Raw genomic sequence first — 15,488 nt, forward strand, 5'->3', positions numbered from 1 at the left:
GGTTGCTCGGTGGCCCGGATGGAGCAAGTGGTCAGCTCGTGGTGAGCCGGTTGCGCCGGAAGAACTGCGAGAGACTGCCGAACTGGACCTGCTGGATCAGGACGGCGGCGACGATGATGCCGCCCTTGACCATGTTCTGCACCTCCGTGGAGAGGCCGTTGATCGCGAACAGGTTGGTGATGGTGGCGAAGATGACCACCCCGAGCAGGGAGCCGATGATGGTGCCCCGCCCGCCGCTGAGCAACGTGCCACCGATGATCACGGCGGCGATCGCGTCCAGCTCGTAGAGATTCGCCATCGCCGCCTGGGCCGAGGTGGCCTGGGCGGTGAGCATGATCGCGGCGATGCCGCAGCAGAGACCGGAGAGCGCGTAGAGCAGCAGGGTCTGCCGCTTGACGTTGATGCCGGCCAGCCGGGCGGCCTCCGGGTTGCCGCCGACGGCGACGGTGCGTCGGCCGAACGTGGTGCGGTTGAGCAGCACCCAGCCCGCGCCGACCACCACGGCCAGGATGTAGACCAGCAGCGGGATGCCGAGCAGGTCGGTGCTGGCGATGCCGTTGATGACGCTGTTCTGCGAGATCTGGGTCTGCTTGTCGGAGATCTCGGCGGCCAGCCCCCGGGCCGCCACCAGCATGGCCAGCGTGGCGATGAACGGCACCAGCCGGCCGTACGCGATGAGCACCCCGTTGACCAGACCGACCGCCACCCCGACGACGACCGCGGTGAAGATCATGCCGCCGGCGCCGTAGCTCTGGGTCGCCACCGTGGTGCACCAGACCCCGGCCAGCGCGACGATCGCGCCGACCGAGAGGTCGATGCCGCCGCCGATGATGACGAAGGTCATCCCGACGGTGACCACCCCCACCACCGAGGCGAGCTTGAGGATGCTGAGCATGTTCGCCCAGACCCAGTCCGGGTTGGAGTAGAGGTCCGAGCGGGTCGCCGCGCCGATCACGAAGAGCGCCAGCAGCACGCCGATCAGGGCCAGATTCCGTTTTGCGCCCTCGCCACCGTCGCCGTGCCACCAGGAGAGCCGACCGGCGGCGGTCGGGGTCGACGCCCGGTGCTCGGCCGCCTCGGTCTCCGCCGGGTCCACCGGCGGCGACTGCGCCGGCAACTGGGTCGTGGGAGGACTGTCGGTCATGCCGGTGCGCCTTCCATCAGGGACCCCGCCATGACGAGGTCGAGCACGGTGTTCTCGTCGAGTTCGTCAGCGGGGGCCGTCCGGACGACCCGTCCCTCCCGCATCACCAGCACCCGGTCGGCCAGGCCGAGCACCTCGGGCACCTCGCTGGAGACCAGCAGCACACCGACCCCCTGGGCCGCGAGCTGCCGGATCACCTGGTACAGCTCGGCCCGGGCGCCCACGTCCACCCCGCGGGTTGGTTCGTCCAGCAGCAGCAGTCTGGTGCCGCCGAGCAGCCAGCGACCGACCACCACCTTCTGCTGGTTGCCGCCGGAGAGCGTGCGTACCGCCCGGCGGACGTCACGCGGGCGCATCTCCAGGCTCTCGGCGATCTGGTCCGCCGCCGCCCGTTCCCGTCCCGCGTCGGTGAAACCGAACCGGGCGTAGCGACCGAAGGTGGCCAGGGTGACGTTGCGGTAGATCGGCTCGCCGAGCAGCAATGCCTGGCTCTTGCGCTCCTCGGGTGCCATGCCCATGCCGGCCTTCACCGCCGCGCCGACGCTGCCCGGCCGCAGCGCCCGGCCGCCCATCCGCACCGAACCGGCCTCCGCGATTCGCGCGCCGTAGATGGTCTCCAGCAGTTCGGAGCGACCGGAGCCGACCAGGCCCGCGATGCCGACGATCTCGCCGGCCCGGACGGTCAGCGAGACGTCGGCGAACTCGCCGGCGCGGGTCAGCCCGTCGACCTGGAGCAGCTCGTCGCCGACGACGGTTTCGGTGGGGCGGTCGGGGAAGACGTACTCGATGGTCCGACCGGTCATCCGGGAGACCAGGTCGCGGGTCGGGGTCTCCCGGGCCGGCAGGTTCGCCGCGGTGGTCCGGCCGTCCTTGAGTACGGTCACCCGGTCGCCGATCTCGCGGATCTCCTCCAGGCGGTGCGAGATGTAGATGACCGCGATGCCCTGCGCGGTCAGCTCGCGGATGATCCGGAAGAGGTTCTCCACCTCGTCGTGGGCGAGCACCGCGCTCGGCTCGTCCATGATGAGCAGCCGGGCCTCGTGGGAGAGCGCCCGGGCCATGCTGACCACCTGCTTGCCGGCGGCGGGCAGGGCCCGCACCATCCGGCCCGGCGGGATCTCCGCGTGGCCGAGCCGGCCGAGGATCTGCCGGGTGTGCCGGGCCATCTGTCCGCGCCGGATGAAGCCGAAGCTGCGCGGCTCGTGGCCGAGGAAGGCGTTCTCCGCCACCGAGAGATCCTCGACCAGGTCGAGTTCCTGGTAGATGGTGGCGATCCCGGCGCGCATGGCGGCCTGCGGGTTGGCGAAGGTGGCGGGCTCGCCCCGCCACTCGACCAACCCCGAGTCGGGCCGGTGCACACCGGCGAGCACCTTGATCAGGGTGGACTTTCCGGCACCGTTCTGCCCGAGCAGGCAGTGCACCTCGCCCGCCCTGACCTCCAGTTGCACACCGTCGAGGGCCCGTACGCCCGGGAAGGTCTTCACCACGTCGGTCAGCCGCAGGACCACCTCACCGGCGACGGTGTCGGCCGGCACCTCGACCAGCGGAGTGCCGTCCCCGACGGCGGCGTCGTGCCCGCTCGGGGTGCCAGGATGCCCGGTCATGCCGCCTCCCCGAAGGCCAGGTCGCTGGCGAGCACGGCCGCGCCGGCCACGCCGGCGCGCGGGCCCAACTCGGAGAGCACCACCGGCAGGTTGCCGGTCGCCAGGGGCAACGAGCGGCGGTACACCACACTGCGGATCTCGGCGAGCAGGATGTGCCCGAGCTGGGCGAGCCCACCGCCGATCACGATCATCGAGGGGTTGGTGAAGCTGACCAGCCCAGCGAGCACCCCGCCGACCCGTCGGCCTCCCTCGCGGATGAGCTGGATGCAGGTCACGTCCCCTTCCAGGGCCCCGGCGGCGACGTCGAGGGCGGTGACCCGGCCGTTGGTCTCCAGCCGTTCGGCCAGCGCCGGTGAGAGGCCGGCCCGCGCGGCGGCGGTGGCGTCCTTGGCCAGTGCCGACCCGCTGAAGAGCGCCTCCAGGCAGCCCGCGTTGCCGCAGGAGCAGACCGGCCCGTGCGGGTCGACCTGGATGTGGCCGATGTCGCCGGCGCACCCGTCGGTGCCCCGGTAGACCTCGCCGCTGAGGTAGATACCGCAACCGATCCCGGTGCCGATCTTGACGAAGAGGAAGTCGTCGACCGAGTGGGCCACCCCGCCGTGCCGCTCGCCGATGGCCATGATGTTGACATCGTTGTCGACCACCGCCGGGCAGCCGTGCTCCCGGGTGAGCAGCTCGCGGACGGGGAAGCGATCCCAGCCAGGCATGATCGGCGGCGAGACCGGCACTCCGTCGCGGAAGCTGACCGGGCCGGGGACGCCGATGCCGACCGCGTCGAGTCGCTCGTAGACACCGTCGACCCGGGCCTTGTGCAGCAGTTCGTTGACGCGCTGGAGGATCGCCTTCGGGCCGGACCGGATGTCGGCCGCCTCCGCGTACGCCGCCACCGGCTCCAGCCGGCCGTTGACCACCTCGACGTCGATCGAGCTGGCACCGAGGTCGACGGCGGCGAAGCGCAGCTGCGGGCTCAGCTCGACCAGAGTGGAGCGGCGGCCGCCCCGGGAGGCGGCCTTGCCCGCCTCCGCCACGTAGCCGAGACCGACCAGCCGCTCCAACTCGGCGAGCAGCCGGGGCCGGGGCATCTCCAGTCGGTCGGCGAGTTCGGCCCGCGACAAGGCTCCCTCGTCGCGTAACAACCGCAACAGTCGTACGTGCAGGGGGTCGGCGTTGGGCACGGCTCACCTCTCCCACCGGGGTTCACATCGACGAAATGCCGACGTGTGGTGCCCGACACAGTAGGAGGCTTCGGCCCGCGCTGTCCAGACCTTAGAACGTTATTGGGATCAACTTTTGCCTTTTCTAGCAAAAGTTACGCCGTGGGCCGGTGAGTAGTTGGCGCGGAGGCGTCCGGAAGGTCACTGGGAAGGCGTTTCACCCTCCTTCGTACGCAACTTGCGGTCGTCGCGCAGCTCGACGTAGGGCTCCCGGTCGACCGGCCGCAACCCGCCGCTGATCGCCCGCGCCCGGGCCAACTCGGCGTCGAACTCCGCGCCGAACAGGATCGCGATGTTGCTCAGCCAGAGCCAGACCAGGAAGATGATCACACCGGCCAGCGCGCCGTAGGTCTTGTTGTACGAGCCGAAGTTGCTGACGTAGAGGGCGAAGAGGCCGGAGACCAGCAACCAGAGCAGCACCGACAACACTCCACCGGGGCTCACCCAGCGGAAGCCGCCCTGCCGCGCGTTGGGCGACGCCCAGTAGAGGATCGCGAACATCAGGCTGACCAGGACCAGCAGCACCGGCCACTTGGCGATGTCCCACACCTGCACGGCGGTGCGTCCCACCCCGAGGGCGGCACCGACCTCCTCGGCGAAGCGACCTGTGAAGATCACGATCACCGCGCTGGCCAGCAGCATCACGCCGATGACCGCGGTGACCCCCACCCGGATCGGCAGGGTCTTCCAGATCGGCCGTCCCTCCGGCACGTCGTAGATCGCGTTGGAGGCACGCATGAAGGCGGCGACGTAGCCGGAGGCCGACCAGAAGGCGGCGAGCAGACCGACGATCGCGGCGATGCCGGCCAGTCCGCCGTTCTGCTGCGCCTGCTCGATGGCGGCGTCGAGGATCTGGCGGATGTTCTGTTCGGGTACGGACTCCGCGACGGTGTCCCGTACCGTCCGGGTCGCCGCCGGGCCAAGCAGGCCGAGCAACGAGACCAGCACCAGCAGTCCCGGGAAGATGGAGAGTACGCCGTAGTAGGTCAGCGCGGCGGCCCAGTCGGTCAGTCTGTCGTCGCCGAACTCGCGGAAGGTCCGGCGCATCGCCGCCATCCACTCGCCGCGCGACAGCCTGCTCGGACGGCTGGGCTCGTCGTGGTCGACACCCGGCCGCTCCCCCTGGCCCTGCGGGGCGGTGTCGGGTTCCGGGTCATTCCGCACCGGACGGGAAGACTCCTCGGAGGCCATCGCCCCTCCCCTCGGTTCCGTTCGCTGTGATCGCCCAGGACACATGCCCAGCCACGGGCGTGGGGTAACCACCCGGCCCACAGCACCCCCGACCGGGACACGATTCCCCGTTCACGGGAATACGCCGCCCGCGGTTCCCATCGATGGCGACGGTGCCGGATCCGATCACTCGGGTAATGGCCGCGCGCCCTCCGCCGAGGGCCCCGAACGGACGGCGGTAGGCCCTCGAAGCGGCGCGGACGACGTCGCGCGCGGGCCCACTCCCACCGCAACTCCGCCGAGTCGTCGAACCACCGAACGTAATCTCGCATACGGAGAGTAGTCGGATGGGTAGATTTTCGCCGCCCCCGAGATGGCGTCAATATACCCGCTAATGCGGAAAAACGGACTCCGCCCGAACCGCTCGTCCGAGACCCGCCAACCCCACCATCGGCCCGTACGAGGCGATCGTGAACACCATTCTTAATCATTGACACGTTGCGCGACTTGAACGAATTTGAAGTCACTCAGCGAAGCGATGTTCGACAATGCCCCCAACGCGGAGCCAATTCGCGTATCGTCCCCCCTCGTGTCGGCTATCCGATTCACCGATGATTCCGGACGCGAACGCCACGGCGGACACAGCCGTGTGGCGGAGGCGGAGTTACCCGCCGCTCCGATCGATGCGGCCGAGTTGGCCGGCCGGTTCGAGGACGAGAAACCCGGCCGGGTGTTGGTCGGACCGGTCGCCCTCGTCCTGACCGCCGCGACGCTGGCGATCGGACTGCTCGCGCTCTGGCAGGTGTTCCGGCCGCTGGCGCAGGGCAGCAAGTACTACCTGATCTTCTTCCTGGCCGGCGTACTCCCGCTGGTGTTCCTCGCCTACCCGGCCGGCCTGCGGCTGCCGCGCGGCCTGCGGGCGGTGCTGGGAGGTCGGGCCGCGTCACAACCGACACCCGGCCTGACCGGCAGGTCCGGCCCCAGCCGCGTCGACTGGGTCCTGGCCGCCGCCGCGCTGGCCGGCTGCCTCTACCCGGTGCTGCCGATCGCCGTGGGCGGTGGCGGCGGCGGTTACGACGCCTTCCTCGACCGGCAGGGGCTGCTGGTCGGGATGGACGTCGCGATGGGCACCATCCTGCTGCTCCTGCTGCTGGAGGGTTGCCGGCGCACCACCGGCTGGATCCTGCCCGCGGTCTGCCTGGTCTTCCTCGGCTACGGCTACTACGGCGGGCTGCTGCCGCAGACCTGGGCGGTGGCGCACGCCGGGCTGGACTTCGGGCAGCTCGTCGACGCCTTCTACAACTCCGACAGCGGCTTCTACGGCACCCCGTTGGACGTGGCGGCCACGTACATCGTGCTCTTCACCATCTACGGGGCGGTGCTCGACCTCTCCGGCGCCGGCCGGTTCTTCGTGAACCTGTCCGCCGCGGCGTTCCGCCGCTCCCGTACCGCCGCCGGCCGCACGGCGGTGGCCTCCGGATTCCTGCTGGGCACCGTCTCCGGCTCCGGCGCGGCCACGACCGTCAGCATCGGCGCGGTCACCTGGCCGATCCTGCGTCGCGCCGGATACCCGGCGGAACGGGCCGGTGGCATGCTCGCCGCGGCCGGCGTCGGCGCCATCCTCTCTCCACCGACGCTCGGCGCGGCGGCCTTCATCATCGCCGAGTACCTCGGGGTGTCCTACCTTCAGGTGCTCGGCTGGGCGATGGTGCCGACCGTGCTGTACTACCTCGGCATCGTGCTCTCGGTGGAGATCGACGCGCGGCGTTCGGGGGTGCGCCCGGCGGCCCTGCCGGCCGGCTCCGCCTGGCGGCTGCTGGCCCGGTCCGGCTACCACTTCGCCTCGCTGTTCGCCATCGTCGGGCTGCTCGCTGTCGGGTTGTCCGCCACCCGCGCCGTGGTGCTGGCCACCCTGCTGGCGGTCGGCCTGTCCTTCCTGGACCGGCAGCACCGCCTGACCCCGTCCCGACTGGTCGCCGCGCTCTCCGGCGGGGTACGCGGGGTCCTCGCGGTGACCGTGGTCTGCGCGGCGGCCGGCGTCATCACCGCCACCACCACCAAGACCGGTCTCGGACCGCAGGCCGCGGCGCTCCTGGTCGGCGCGGCGAGCGCGGTCAGCTCCGAGCCGGCCGTGGTGCTCGCGCTGACCGCCCTGCTCGCCGCCGTCGCGCTCAGCCTGCTCGGCCTGGCGATCCCGGTGACCGCCTCCTTCGTGATCGGTTGGGTGATCATCGGGCCGGCCCTGCTCGACCTCGGTGTCAGCGCCCCCGCCGCCGCCATGTTCGTCTTCTACTTCGCGGTGCTGTCCGAGGTGTCGCCGCCGACCGCGCTCGCCGCGGTCGCCGCCGCCGCGGTCACCGGCGCCAGGGTGGTGCCGACGATGTGGCACACCCTGCGGTACGCGCTGCCCGCGTACCTGATTCCGCTGGCGTTCGTGATCACGCCGACCGGGCTCGGTCTGCTCGGCATCGGCGGCCCGCGACGCATCCTCGTCGCCACCGCGGTCACCGCCCTCGGTGTCGCGGTGCTGGCCGTCGCGGCCGGCGGTTGGCTGCCCGGCGTCGGCCCGGCGGGCGTGCCGGAACGCCTGGTCGGTGCGGCCGCCGGAGTGACGCTGCTCTGGCTGCAACCCGTGCCCGTCGCGATCGGTGCCGTGCTGGCCGGCGTCATGGCGGTGGGCGTGCTCGTACGACGCGGATCCGCCGGCCCCTCCGGCGGGACGCGAGCCGGATCACCGGCATGACCCAGGAAGGAGACAGTGTGGGACGGATCAACGTGCGACTCGTGGCCGGGGTGGGAGCCCTCACCCTCGTCGCCGCCGGCGCCGCCGGTTGCGGAGGCCGCCAGGGCACCGCGGCCACGGACGACACCGCGAGCGCCGTCACCTGCGAGGTGGCCGAGAACACCCGGGTGGGCATCGCCACCGGTAACGCCACGGGCGTCTACTACGTGGTCGGCAACGCCCTGGCCGGGCAGCTCTCGGACAGCACCGGCGGCCGGCTGACCGGCACGGCCGCCGAGACCGGAGCGTCGGTCCAGAACATCGAACAGCTCGTCGGCGGCCAGTACGACGTGGCCTTCTCGCTGTTCGACACCGCTGTCAACGCGGTGGAGGGCAAGGACAGCTTCACCGCCCCGCAGCCGGTCGAGGCGCTGGCCCGGATCTACGACAACTACACCCAGGTGGTCGTCCGGGCCGACTCGGGCATCAACTCGGTGGCCGACATGCGCGGCAAGAAGATCTCGACCGGCTCTCCCAAGTCCGGCACCGAGGTCATCGCGAACCGGCTGCTGGAGGCCGCCGGTCTGAACCCGGCCACCGACATCCAGGCCCAGCGGCTCGACCTCACCAAGACCGTGGAGGGTGTCAAGGACGGCACCGTGGACGGCTTCTTCTGGTCCGGCGGCCTGCCCACCGGCGGCGTCACCGATCTGTTCACCACGGCCGGCGACAAGGTGAAGTTCATCGACATCACGCCGCTGCTGCCTAAGATGAGCGAACTGAACCCCGCGTACCAGGCCGGCACGATCGGCAAGGACGTCTACTCCACGGCGGCGGACACCCCGACCATCGTGGTCCCGAACGTGCTGCTCGTCCGCAAGGACCTCGACGCCAACGTGGCCTGTGCCATCACCCGCACCGTCTTCGAGAAGAAGGACGCGCTGGCCCAGGCGAACCCCGCTGCCAAGGGCATCGCCCTGGACACCGCCCGCAAGACCGACCCGGTCGGTCTGCACCGGGGCGCGGCCAAGGCGTTGCAGGACCTCGGCGCGAGCTGACCGACGGCGGGCCGGGCCGGGGGCGCGTGACACCCGGTCCGGCCGCCCCGACCTCGGGAGACCCCCGTGCCGCTGTCCTCGCTGGCCCGCGTACGCCGGCACAGCCGTCCGTCCGGCCACACCGACCGCCTGTGGTCGGTGCGTACCCAACTGCTCGCGCCGATCCTGGTCGCCACCGCCGGCCTGCTCGTGCTGGGGGCCATCCAGACCGGTGACGCCCTGGCCGCCTCCACCGACGCCGAACGGGCCCGGGTGCTGGCCGGCACCGCCACCGCCACCGTCTCGCTGGTGCACGAGCTGGAGCGGGAACTCGGCGAGACGGCCGCGCTTCGCCAGCGCGGCGGTACCTCCGGCCGGCAACTGGTCGACGCCCAGCGACGCCGGGTCGACGAGGCCGGCGAACGCTACCGGGCCGCGAGTTCCGACGCCCGGCGTACCGCGCCGGACCTCGGTCGCGCCCTCGACGGCGTCACCGAGCACCTCGACCAGCTCGACGAGGCACGGGTGGCCGCGCTCGGCACCGACGCCGCCGACGGTCTCTACGTCGCTCTGGTGGAGTCGCTGCTCGCCGTCGCCGACGCCCTCCCCGCCCAGCTGCGCGATCCCGAGCTGGCCAACCGGGCCCGCGAGGTGGCGGCGGTCGCGGCTCAGGAACACCTGGCGTCGCTGGAACGCGACCTGCTGCGCGCCGTCTTCGTCCGGGGCGAGCTGGCCAAGGGCGAACTCGCGCGGTTGGGCCGGCTGCGCGGAGCGCAGGAACAGCGGCAGGCCGAGTTCTCCCGGATCGCCGGGGAGCGCGCCGCCGACGCGTACACCCGGCTGCTCGCCGGCGGCGACGTCTCCACCGCGCGGCGGATGCGCGACAGCGCGTTGAACGCCGACACCGAACCCGCCGCGCTCGCCGCCGACGGCGACGCCTGGTACGTCGCCCAGAGCGGTGCCATCCGCCGGTTCAACCTGCTCGGCCGGGAACTCTCCGACGAACTCGACCGCCGTGCCGCAGAGCTGGCCACGCACGCGCGCCAACGAGCCCTGATCACCGGTGGTTCCACTGCCACCCTGGCGTTGCTCTCACTGGCCGCTGCCGCACTGCTGGCGGTACGCACCAGCCGGCGGCTGCGCCGGCTGCGGGTGGCGGCGCTGACCATGGCGCATCGCGAGCTGCCCGAACGGATCACCGCCATCTCGGCCGGGGACAGCGGGCCGGTCGACGGGCCGGCCTCGCAGCTCACCGCGGGGATCAGCCGAGGACGCGACGAGATCGCCCAGGTGGCGGAGGCGTTCGACACCGTCAACCGGGCCGCGCTGCGGCTCGCCGGTGAGCAGGCCGAGCTGCGGATGGACGTGACCCGGATGGTCGAGGCGCTGGCCCGCCGGATCCGTACCCTGATCACCCGGCAGCTGCGTCTGCTCGACGAGTTCGAGCGGGAGGAGACGGATCCGGACGCGCTGGGCCGGCTCTTCGCCCTCGACCATCTCGCCGCCCGGATGCGGCGGAACGGGGAGAACCTGCTGGTCCTGGCCGGCGGCGAGCCCGGTCGGTCGCAGGACGGGCCACACCTGGTGGCCGATGTGGTGCGCGGTGCCGCCTCCGAGATCGAGGAGTACGCCCGGGTCGAGATCGACGTGCCGACCGCCGCAGTGCACGGCTCGGCGGTGGGCAATCTGGTGCACCTGCTGGCCGAGCTGCTGGAGAATGCCACCTCCTACTCCCCGCCGCACACGCCGGTGCATGTGGACGGTCGGCGTACCGTCGACGGGCTCACCCTGCGCGTACACGACCAGGGCATCGGCATCGGCGAGAGCCGGCTTGCCGAGATCAACGAGCGGCTGCGCGCACCGGCCGTACTCTCCAGCGCCGCGGCCGGCAGCATGGGCCTGCACGTGGTGGCCCACCTGGCCGCCCGGCACGGCATCCAGGTGCGGCTGCACAGCGCCGGTGCCGGCACGGTGGCCCAGGTGGACGTGCCGGAGGCGGTGCTCACCCGGATGGAGCAGGTCACCGGCCGACCCACCACCGTCGGCCGCCCGGCGTCCCCGGCCGTCGCTGCCTGGTTCCGACCCCGCGGCACGGAGGTCGCCGCGATGCCGGCCGGCGCCGGACCGGACCGGTTCGACGTGCATCGGGCACCGACGATGACCCTGCCCGTGGTACGCAACGGGGCGACGTCCTGGTCAGCGGCGCAGCCGGGCCAGCCGCCCACCGGTGCGCCCGGGCAGCCGGTCGGCACTACGCCGAACGGATCGACCGCCTCGGCCAACGGGATGCCGGCCTGGCGGCCCGACGCTGCCCGCCCGGAACAGGGCACCGCCGTGGGGCTGCCCCGACGGATCCGCGGCGGCGGCCTCCAGGCGGAACTGCACGACGTGCCGCAGCCGCAGGCCGCCCCGGACCTGCTCGACCCCGAGGTGGTACGGGCCCGGCTCTCGGCCCTCTCCGCCGGGGTGGCCCACGCGATGCGACGTAACCAGCAGACGAACGGGAGACCCTGATGATGCCCAACGGCAGCCCTGGCCTCGACTGGCTCCTGGCGAACTTCGCCGAGCAGGTACCGGACGTGTCGCACGCCCTCGCCGTCTCCGGGGACGGGCTGCGGCTGGCGGCCTCACCCCACCTCTCGACCGATCAGGCCGACCAGCTCGCCGCCGTGATCAGCGGGCTGGCCAGCCTGACCGTCGGCGCAGCCCGGCTGATGTCCGCCGGGCGGGTCCGGCAGCAGATCGTCGACATGGACGGCGGCGTGCTGCTGGTGATGGCCGTCGGCGACCGTGCCCTGCTCGGAGTGCTGGCCGCCTCCGGGTGCGACCTGGGCCAGATCGGCTACGAGACGGCGACGCTGGTCCAGCGGGTCGCCGAGGCGCTCGAACCGGCGGCCCGGGCCTGGGCGGACCCCCAGCACGGCGGGGTGCCGGCATGAGCCGGGGCCGCTGGTTCGTGGCGGCGCTGCTGGTCGTCACGGTCGTCGCGGGCTGCGCGGCGGAGAGCAGCCCGGAGCCGCGCCCCTGGCACGACGGGCGGATCTTCCTGGCCACCGGCAACACCACCGGGGTCTACTACCAGCTCGGCGGCGGCTACGCCGACGTCATCAGCCGTCACCTGCCCGGCTACGAGGCGCGGGCCGAACCCACCGGGGCCTCCGGTGAGAACATCACCCGGCTGGTCGAGGGCGACATGGAGATCGCCTTCAGCCTGGCCGACACGGCGGCGGACGCCAGCGCCGGACGCGGCGCCTTCAACGGCCGGCCACAGCCGGTGCGGGCGCTGGCCCGGGTCTACAGCAACTACACCCACGTGATCGTCCGGGCCGACGCCCAGATCGCCGACCTCGCCGGGCTACGTGGAAAGCGGGTCTCCACCGGCTCACCCAAGTCCGGCACCGACGTCATCGCCGGCCGGCTGCTCTCCGCCGCCGGGCTCGATCCGGAGCGGGACGTACGCCGGGCCCGGCTGTCGCTGCCGGAGACGGTGACCCGGATGCGCAGCGGCACGCTCGACGCGATGTTCTTCTCCGGCGGTCTGCCCACCCCGGGCATCGCCGACCTGATCAGCAGCGCACCGGACCGGTTCGCCCTGCTGCCGGTCGCCGACCTGATCGAGCCGCTGACCGCGGCGCACGGCTCGGTCTACACCACCGCCGAGCTGCCCCGCGACGCCTACGACACGCCGTCCGGCACCCCGACCGTGACGGTCGCCAACGTGATCCTGGTCAGCGCGGACATGCCGGACGACCTGGCGTACGACCTGACCCGCCTGCTCTTCACCTACCAGGCCGACCTGGCCGTGGCGCACCCCGAGGCGCGCAACTTCGACCGCGAATCCGCCGCCACCACCGACCCCATCCCCCTGCACCCCGGCGCCGCCCGCTACTACCAGGGCGGCTGACCCTCTGAGGCGCGACGAGGACTGTGGCACTCCTGGTGGACGAAACGCCGGCCTGAGGACACCTGGAGTGCCACGAATCGCCGGGCACCCGGGACGCCCGGGCGGTGCGGGACCACCCGCGACCTACTTGTAGAGCAGGCGGGCCATCCGGCGGGAGGCGATCAGCAGGCCGGCGACCAGCACGGCGAGCAGGTAGAGCACGTCGACCAGCCAGCTCCAGCCGCCCGTGTCGACGGTCAGCTCACGGATCAGGTGCACGGCACGGTAGAGCGGAGTCACCTCGACCAGCCACCGCAGCACCGCCGGGTACGCCTCGGCGGGCACGAAGGTGCCGGAGAACAGGAACAGGACGAACTGTGCCGAGCTGATCAGGTCGAAGTCCTGCCAGCTGCGCATGAACGTGGAGATCGCCATGCCGAGCGCGCCGAAGGCGAAGCCGACCAGCACCGCCGCCGGGAAGGCGGCGAGGGCGCGAACGGGAGTGGTCAGGTCCATCACGACCATCACCACCAGGAAGGCGGCCGAGTACGCGCTGCCCCGCAGCATCGCCCAGGCCAGCTCGCCCAGGGCGATCTCGAACGGCTGCACCGGCGTGGCGATCACCCCGTCGTACAGCTTCATGTACTTCATCTTCCCGAAGAAGTTGAAGGTGGTTTCCGCCAGCGCGCCGGTCATCGCCGACGAGGCGAGCATGGCCGGGGCGACGAAGGCCGCGTACGTGACGACCGCGCCGCTGGGCAGCGTCAGGTCGCCGATCAGGGCGCCCACCCCGACGCCGATGGAGAGCAGATAGAGCAGCGGCTCGACGAAACCGGAGACGAGCAGCAGCCAGTAGACGGACCTCAGGGCCGCGACGTTCCGCTCGGTGACCGAGGCGGATCGCCGCGACGCGGCCGAGACGTCGACCAGCCGGGGCAGCATCAGACTGACCATGACCCCTCCTAGACGACGAGCTTGCGGGCGAAGGCGCGGCGGGCGAGCAGCCATCCCCCGGCCGCCCAGGCGGCCAGGTAGCACAGGTGACCGGCGACCGACCAGTGCGGCGCGACCCCGAGCACCGCCGCCCGACTCAGGTCCACGGCGTGCCACAGCGGCGTGACGTACGCGAGCCAACGCAGCACCAGCGGCAGCGACTCGACCGGGAAGAACACCCCGGCGAACAGGGTCATCGGGATCACCGCGAAGCGGAACAGCATGGCGAGCCAACTGTCCGAGTCGACCGATGCGGCGTAGGCGAAGGTCGGCGCGGCGACGGCCAGGGCGAGCAGCGCCGCCACCGGCACCGCAAGCACCGCCCATGGCGACCGCAGCGCCCCGAGCACGCCGGTCACCAGCAGAAACGCGGTGACCGAGGTCAGCACCCGGAACAGCACGAACGACAGGTGGCCGGCGAGGATGTCGCCGACCCGCAGCGGGGAGGAGCGCTGCCCGAGGTAGATCTTCTGCCACTGGAGGTTGCCGAACACCGGCCACGTCGACTCGGCGACAGCCACCTGCAACGCCGTCGACGCGAGCAATCCGCCGACGATCCACTCCAGGTAGGAGACACCGCCGACACCCCGGTCGATGTACGCCCCGACGCCCACCCCGAACCCGAGCACGGTCAGCGTGGGCAGCAGGAAGGACGAGAAGGCACCGGCCCGCCAGGTGCGCCGGTAACCCATCAGGTGGTATTCGAGCACCCGCAGCGCCGGCACCCGTGGCAGGGCGGGTCGGTCCCGGGTCAGTTGTGTCATGCCAGCTCTCTTCCGGTCCTGGGCTCAGTCGACGAGGGTGCGGCCGGTGAGGTGCAGGAAGACGTCCTCCAGGCTGCTGCGCCGGACCAGCACGTTGGTCGGGTGCAGACCGAGCGCGGCCACCTCGGCCACCGCCGCGTCACCGTCGGGCACGTAGAGCAGGATCCGGTCGGGCAGCACCTCGACGCGCTCACCCAGGCCGTCCAGCTTGCCGGCGAACGCCTCCTGCGATTCGGCGGCGAACCGCAGCTCGACCACCTCGCGGGTGGAATGCCGCTCGATGAGCGTGCGCGGTGATCCTTCGGCGACGATCCGCCCGCCGTCCATCACGACCAGTCGGTCGCAGAGCTGCTCGGCCTCGTCCATGTAGTGCGTGGTGAGCACCAGCGTGACGCCCTGTTGCTTGAGCCGGAACAGGCGCTCCCAGACCAGGTGCCGGGCCTGCGGGTCGAGACCGGTGGTCGGCTCGTCGAGCAGCACGATGTCCGGCTCGTTGACCAGCGCGCGGGCGATGGTGAGCCGGCGCTTCATGCCACCGGAGAGCGGCTCGACCTTGCTGTCCGCCCGGTCGCTGAGCTGCACGAAGTCGAGCAGCTCGGCGGCGCGTGCCCGGGCCGTCCGGCGTGGGATGCCGAAGTAGCGCGCGTACGTCGTCAGGTTCTCCCGGACGGTCAGCTCCGGGTCGAGGTTGTCGAGCTGCGGACACACCCCGAGCCGGGCCCGGATGGCCGGACCGTCCCGCACCGGATCCATGCCCAGGATGCGCAGCTCTCCGCCGCTGGGCGGCGAGGTGCAGCCGACCATCCGCATGGTGGACGACTTGCCGGCACCGTTGGGCCCGAGGAAACCGAACGCCTCACCGGCGCGGACCTCCACGTCGATGCCGTCGACGGCGGTGAAGCCGCCGAACCGCTTCACCAACCCCCGAGCCTGGATGAGTGGTTGTGCCGTGGTCAC

12 protein-coding genes are annotated in these 15,488 nt (G+C 71.8%); 5 read left to right on the plus strand and 7 right to left on the minus strand.

The features are described from left to right. Window positions 1-31: 31 nt before the first annotated feature. The 4 genes from SM447_RS24825 to SM447_RS24840 all read right to left on the minus strand — a co-directional run bounded on the left by SM447_RS24825 (window position 32) and on the right by SM447_RS24840 (window position 5,198). Window positions 32-1,144, minus strand: a complete 1,113-nt coding sequence (locus tag SM447_RS24825; protein ID WP_474575264.1) for an ABC transporter permease — start codon at window positions 1,142-1,144, stop codon at window positions 32-34. Continuing rightward, window positions 1,141-2,748, minus strand: coding sequence for a sugar ABC transporter ATP-binding protein (locus SM447_RS24830; protein WP_474575265.1), 1,608 nt, complete (start codon window positions 2,746-2,748; stop codon window positions 1,141-1,143). The genes SM447_RS24825 and SM447_RS24830 overlap by 4 nt, the downstream gene beginning before the upstream one ends. Continuing rightward, window positions 2,745-3,923, minus strand: coding sequence for an ROK family protein (locus SM447_RS24835; protein WP_474575266.1), 1,179 nt, complete (start codon window positions 3,921-3,923; stop codon window positions 2,745-2,747). Before SM447_RS24835 ends, SM447_RS24830 begins: the two co-directional genes overlap by 4 nt. Window positions 3,924-4,103: 180 nt before the next feature. Then, window positions 4,104-5,198 (minus strand): YihY/virulence factor BrkB family protein, encoded by a 1,095-nt coding sequence (locus SM447_RS24840; protein WP_474575302.1) that lies wholly within the window; start codon window positions 5,196-5,198, stop codon window positions 4,104-4,106. A gap of 583 nt (window positions 5,199-5,781) precedes the next feature. On the opposite strand from SM447_RS24840, the gene SM447_RS24845 reads away from it, so the two are divergent. The 5 genes from SM447_RS24845 (at window position 5,782) to SM447_RS24865 (ending at window position 12,795) form a co-directional block, all read left to right on the plus strand. Beyond that, window positions 5,782-7,875, plus strand: coding sequence for a TRAP transporter permease (locus SM447_RS24845; RefSeq protein WP_474575303.1), 2,094 nt, complete (start codon window positions 5,782-5,784; stop codon window positions 7,873-7,875). Continuing rightward, on the plus strand, window positions 7,872-8,912 hold the full coding sequence (locus tag SM447_RS24850) for a TAXI family TRAP transporter solute-binding subunit (RefSeq protein ID WP_474575267.1): 1,041 nt from the start codon (window positions 7,872-7,874) through the stop codon (window positions 8,910-8,912). The genes SM447_RS24845 and SM447_RS24850 overlap by 4 nt, the downstream gene beginning before the upstream one ends. A gap of 66 nt (window positions 8,913-8,978) precedes the next feature. Continuing rightward, window positions 8,979-11,405 carry a sensor histidine kinase gene (locus SM447_RS24855; RefSeq protein ID WP_474575268.1) on the plus strand — a complete coding sequence of 809 codons (2,427 nt, stop codon included), beginning with the start codon at window positions 8,979-8,981 and terminating at the stop codon, window positions 11,403-11,405. Then, on the plus strand, window positions 11,405-11,830 hold the full coding sequence (locus tag SM447_RS24860; RefSeq protein ID WP_474575269.1) for a roadblock/LC7 domain-containing protein: 426 nt from the start codon (window positions 11,405-11,407) through the stop codon (window positions 11,828-11,830). Before SM447_RS24855 ends, SM447_RS24860 begins: the two co-directional genes overlap by 1 nt. After that, window positions 11,827-12,795, plus strand: coding sequence for a TAXI family TRAP transporter solute-binding subunit (locus tag SM447_RS24865; RefSeq protein WP_474575270.1), 969 nt, complete (start codon window positions 11,827-11,829; stop codon window positions 12,793-12,795). Before SM447_RS24860 ends, SM447_RS24865 begins: the two co-directional genes overlap by 4 nt. A 123-nt stretch (window positions 12,796-12,918) precedes the next feature. On the opposite strand, the gene SM447_RS24870 is transcribed toward SM447_RS24865, so the two are convergent. Genes SM447_RS24870 through SM447_RS24880 form a run of 3 tightly spaced genes read right to left on the minus strand, consistent with a single transcriptional unit; the run spans window position 12,919 to window position 15,488 of the window. Then, window positions 12,919-13,728, minus strand: a complete 810-nt coding sequence (locus tag SM447_RS24870; RefSeq protein ID WP_474575271.1) for an ABC transporter permease — start codon at window positions 13,726-13,728, stop codon at window positions 12,919-12,921. A gap of 8 nt (window positions 13,729-13,736) precedes the next feature. Next, entirely contained in the window at window positions 13,737-14,531 is a 795-nt protein-coding gene (locus tag SM447_RS24875; protein WP_474575272.1) for an ABC transporter permease, read from the minus strand. A 24-nt stretch (window positions 14,532-14,555) separates the two neighbouring features. Continuing rightward, window positions 14,556-15,488, minus strand: coding sequence for an ABC transporter ATP-binding protein (locus tag SM447_RS24880; RefSeq protein WP_474575273.1), 933 nt, complete (start codon window positions 15,486-15,488; stop codon window positions 14,556-14,558).

Source organism: Micromonospora aridisoli (assembly GCF_056150025.1).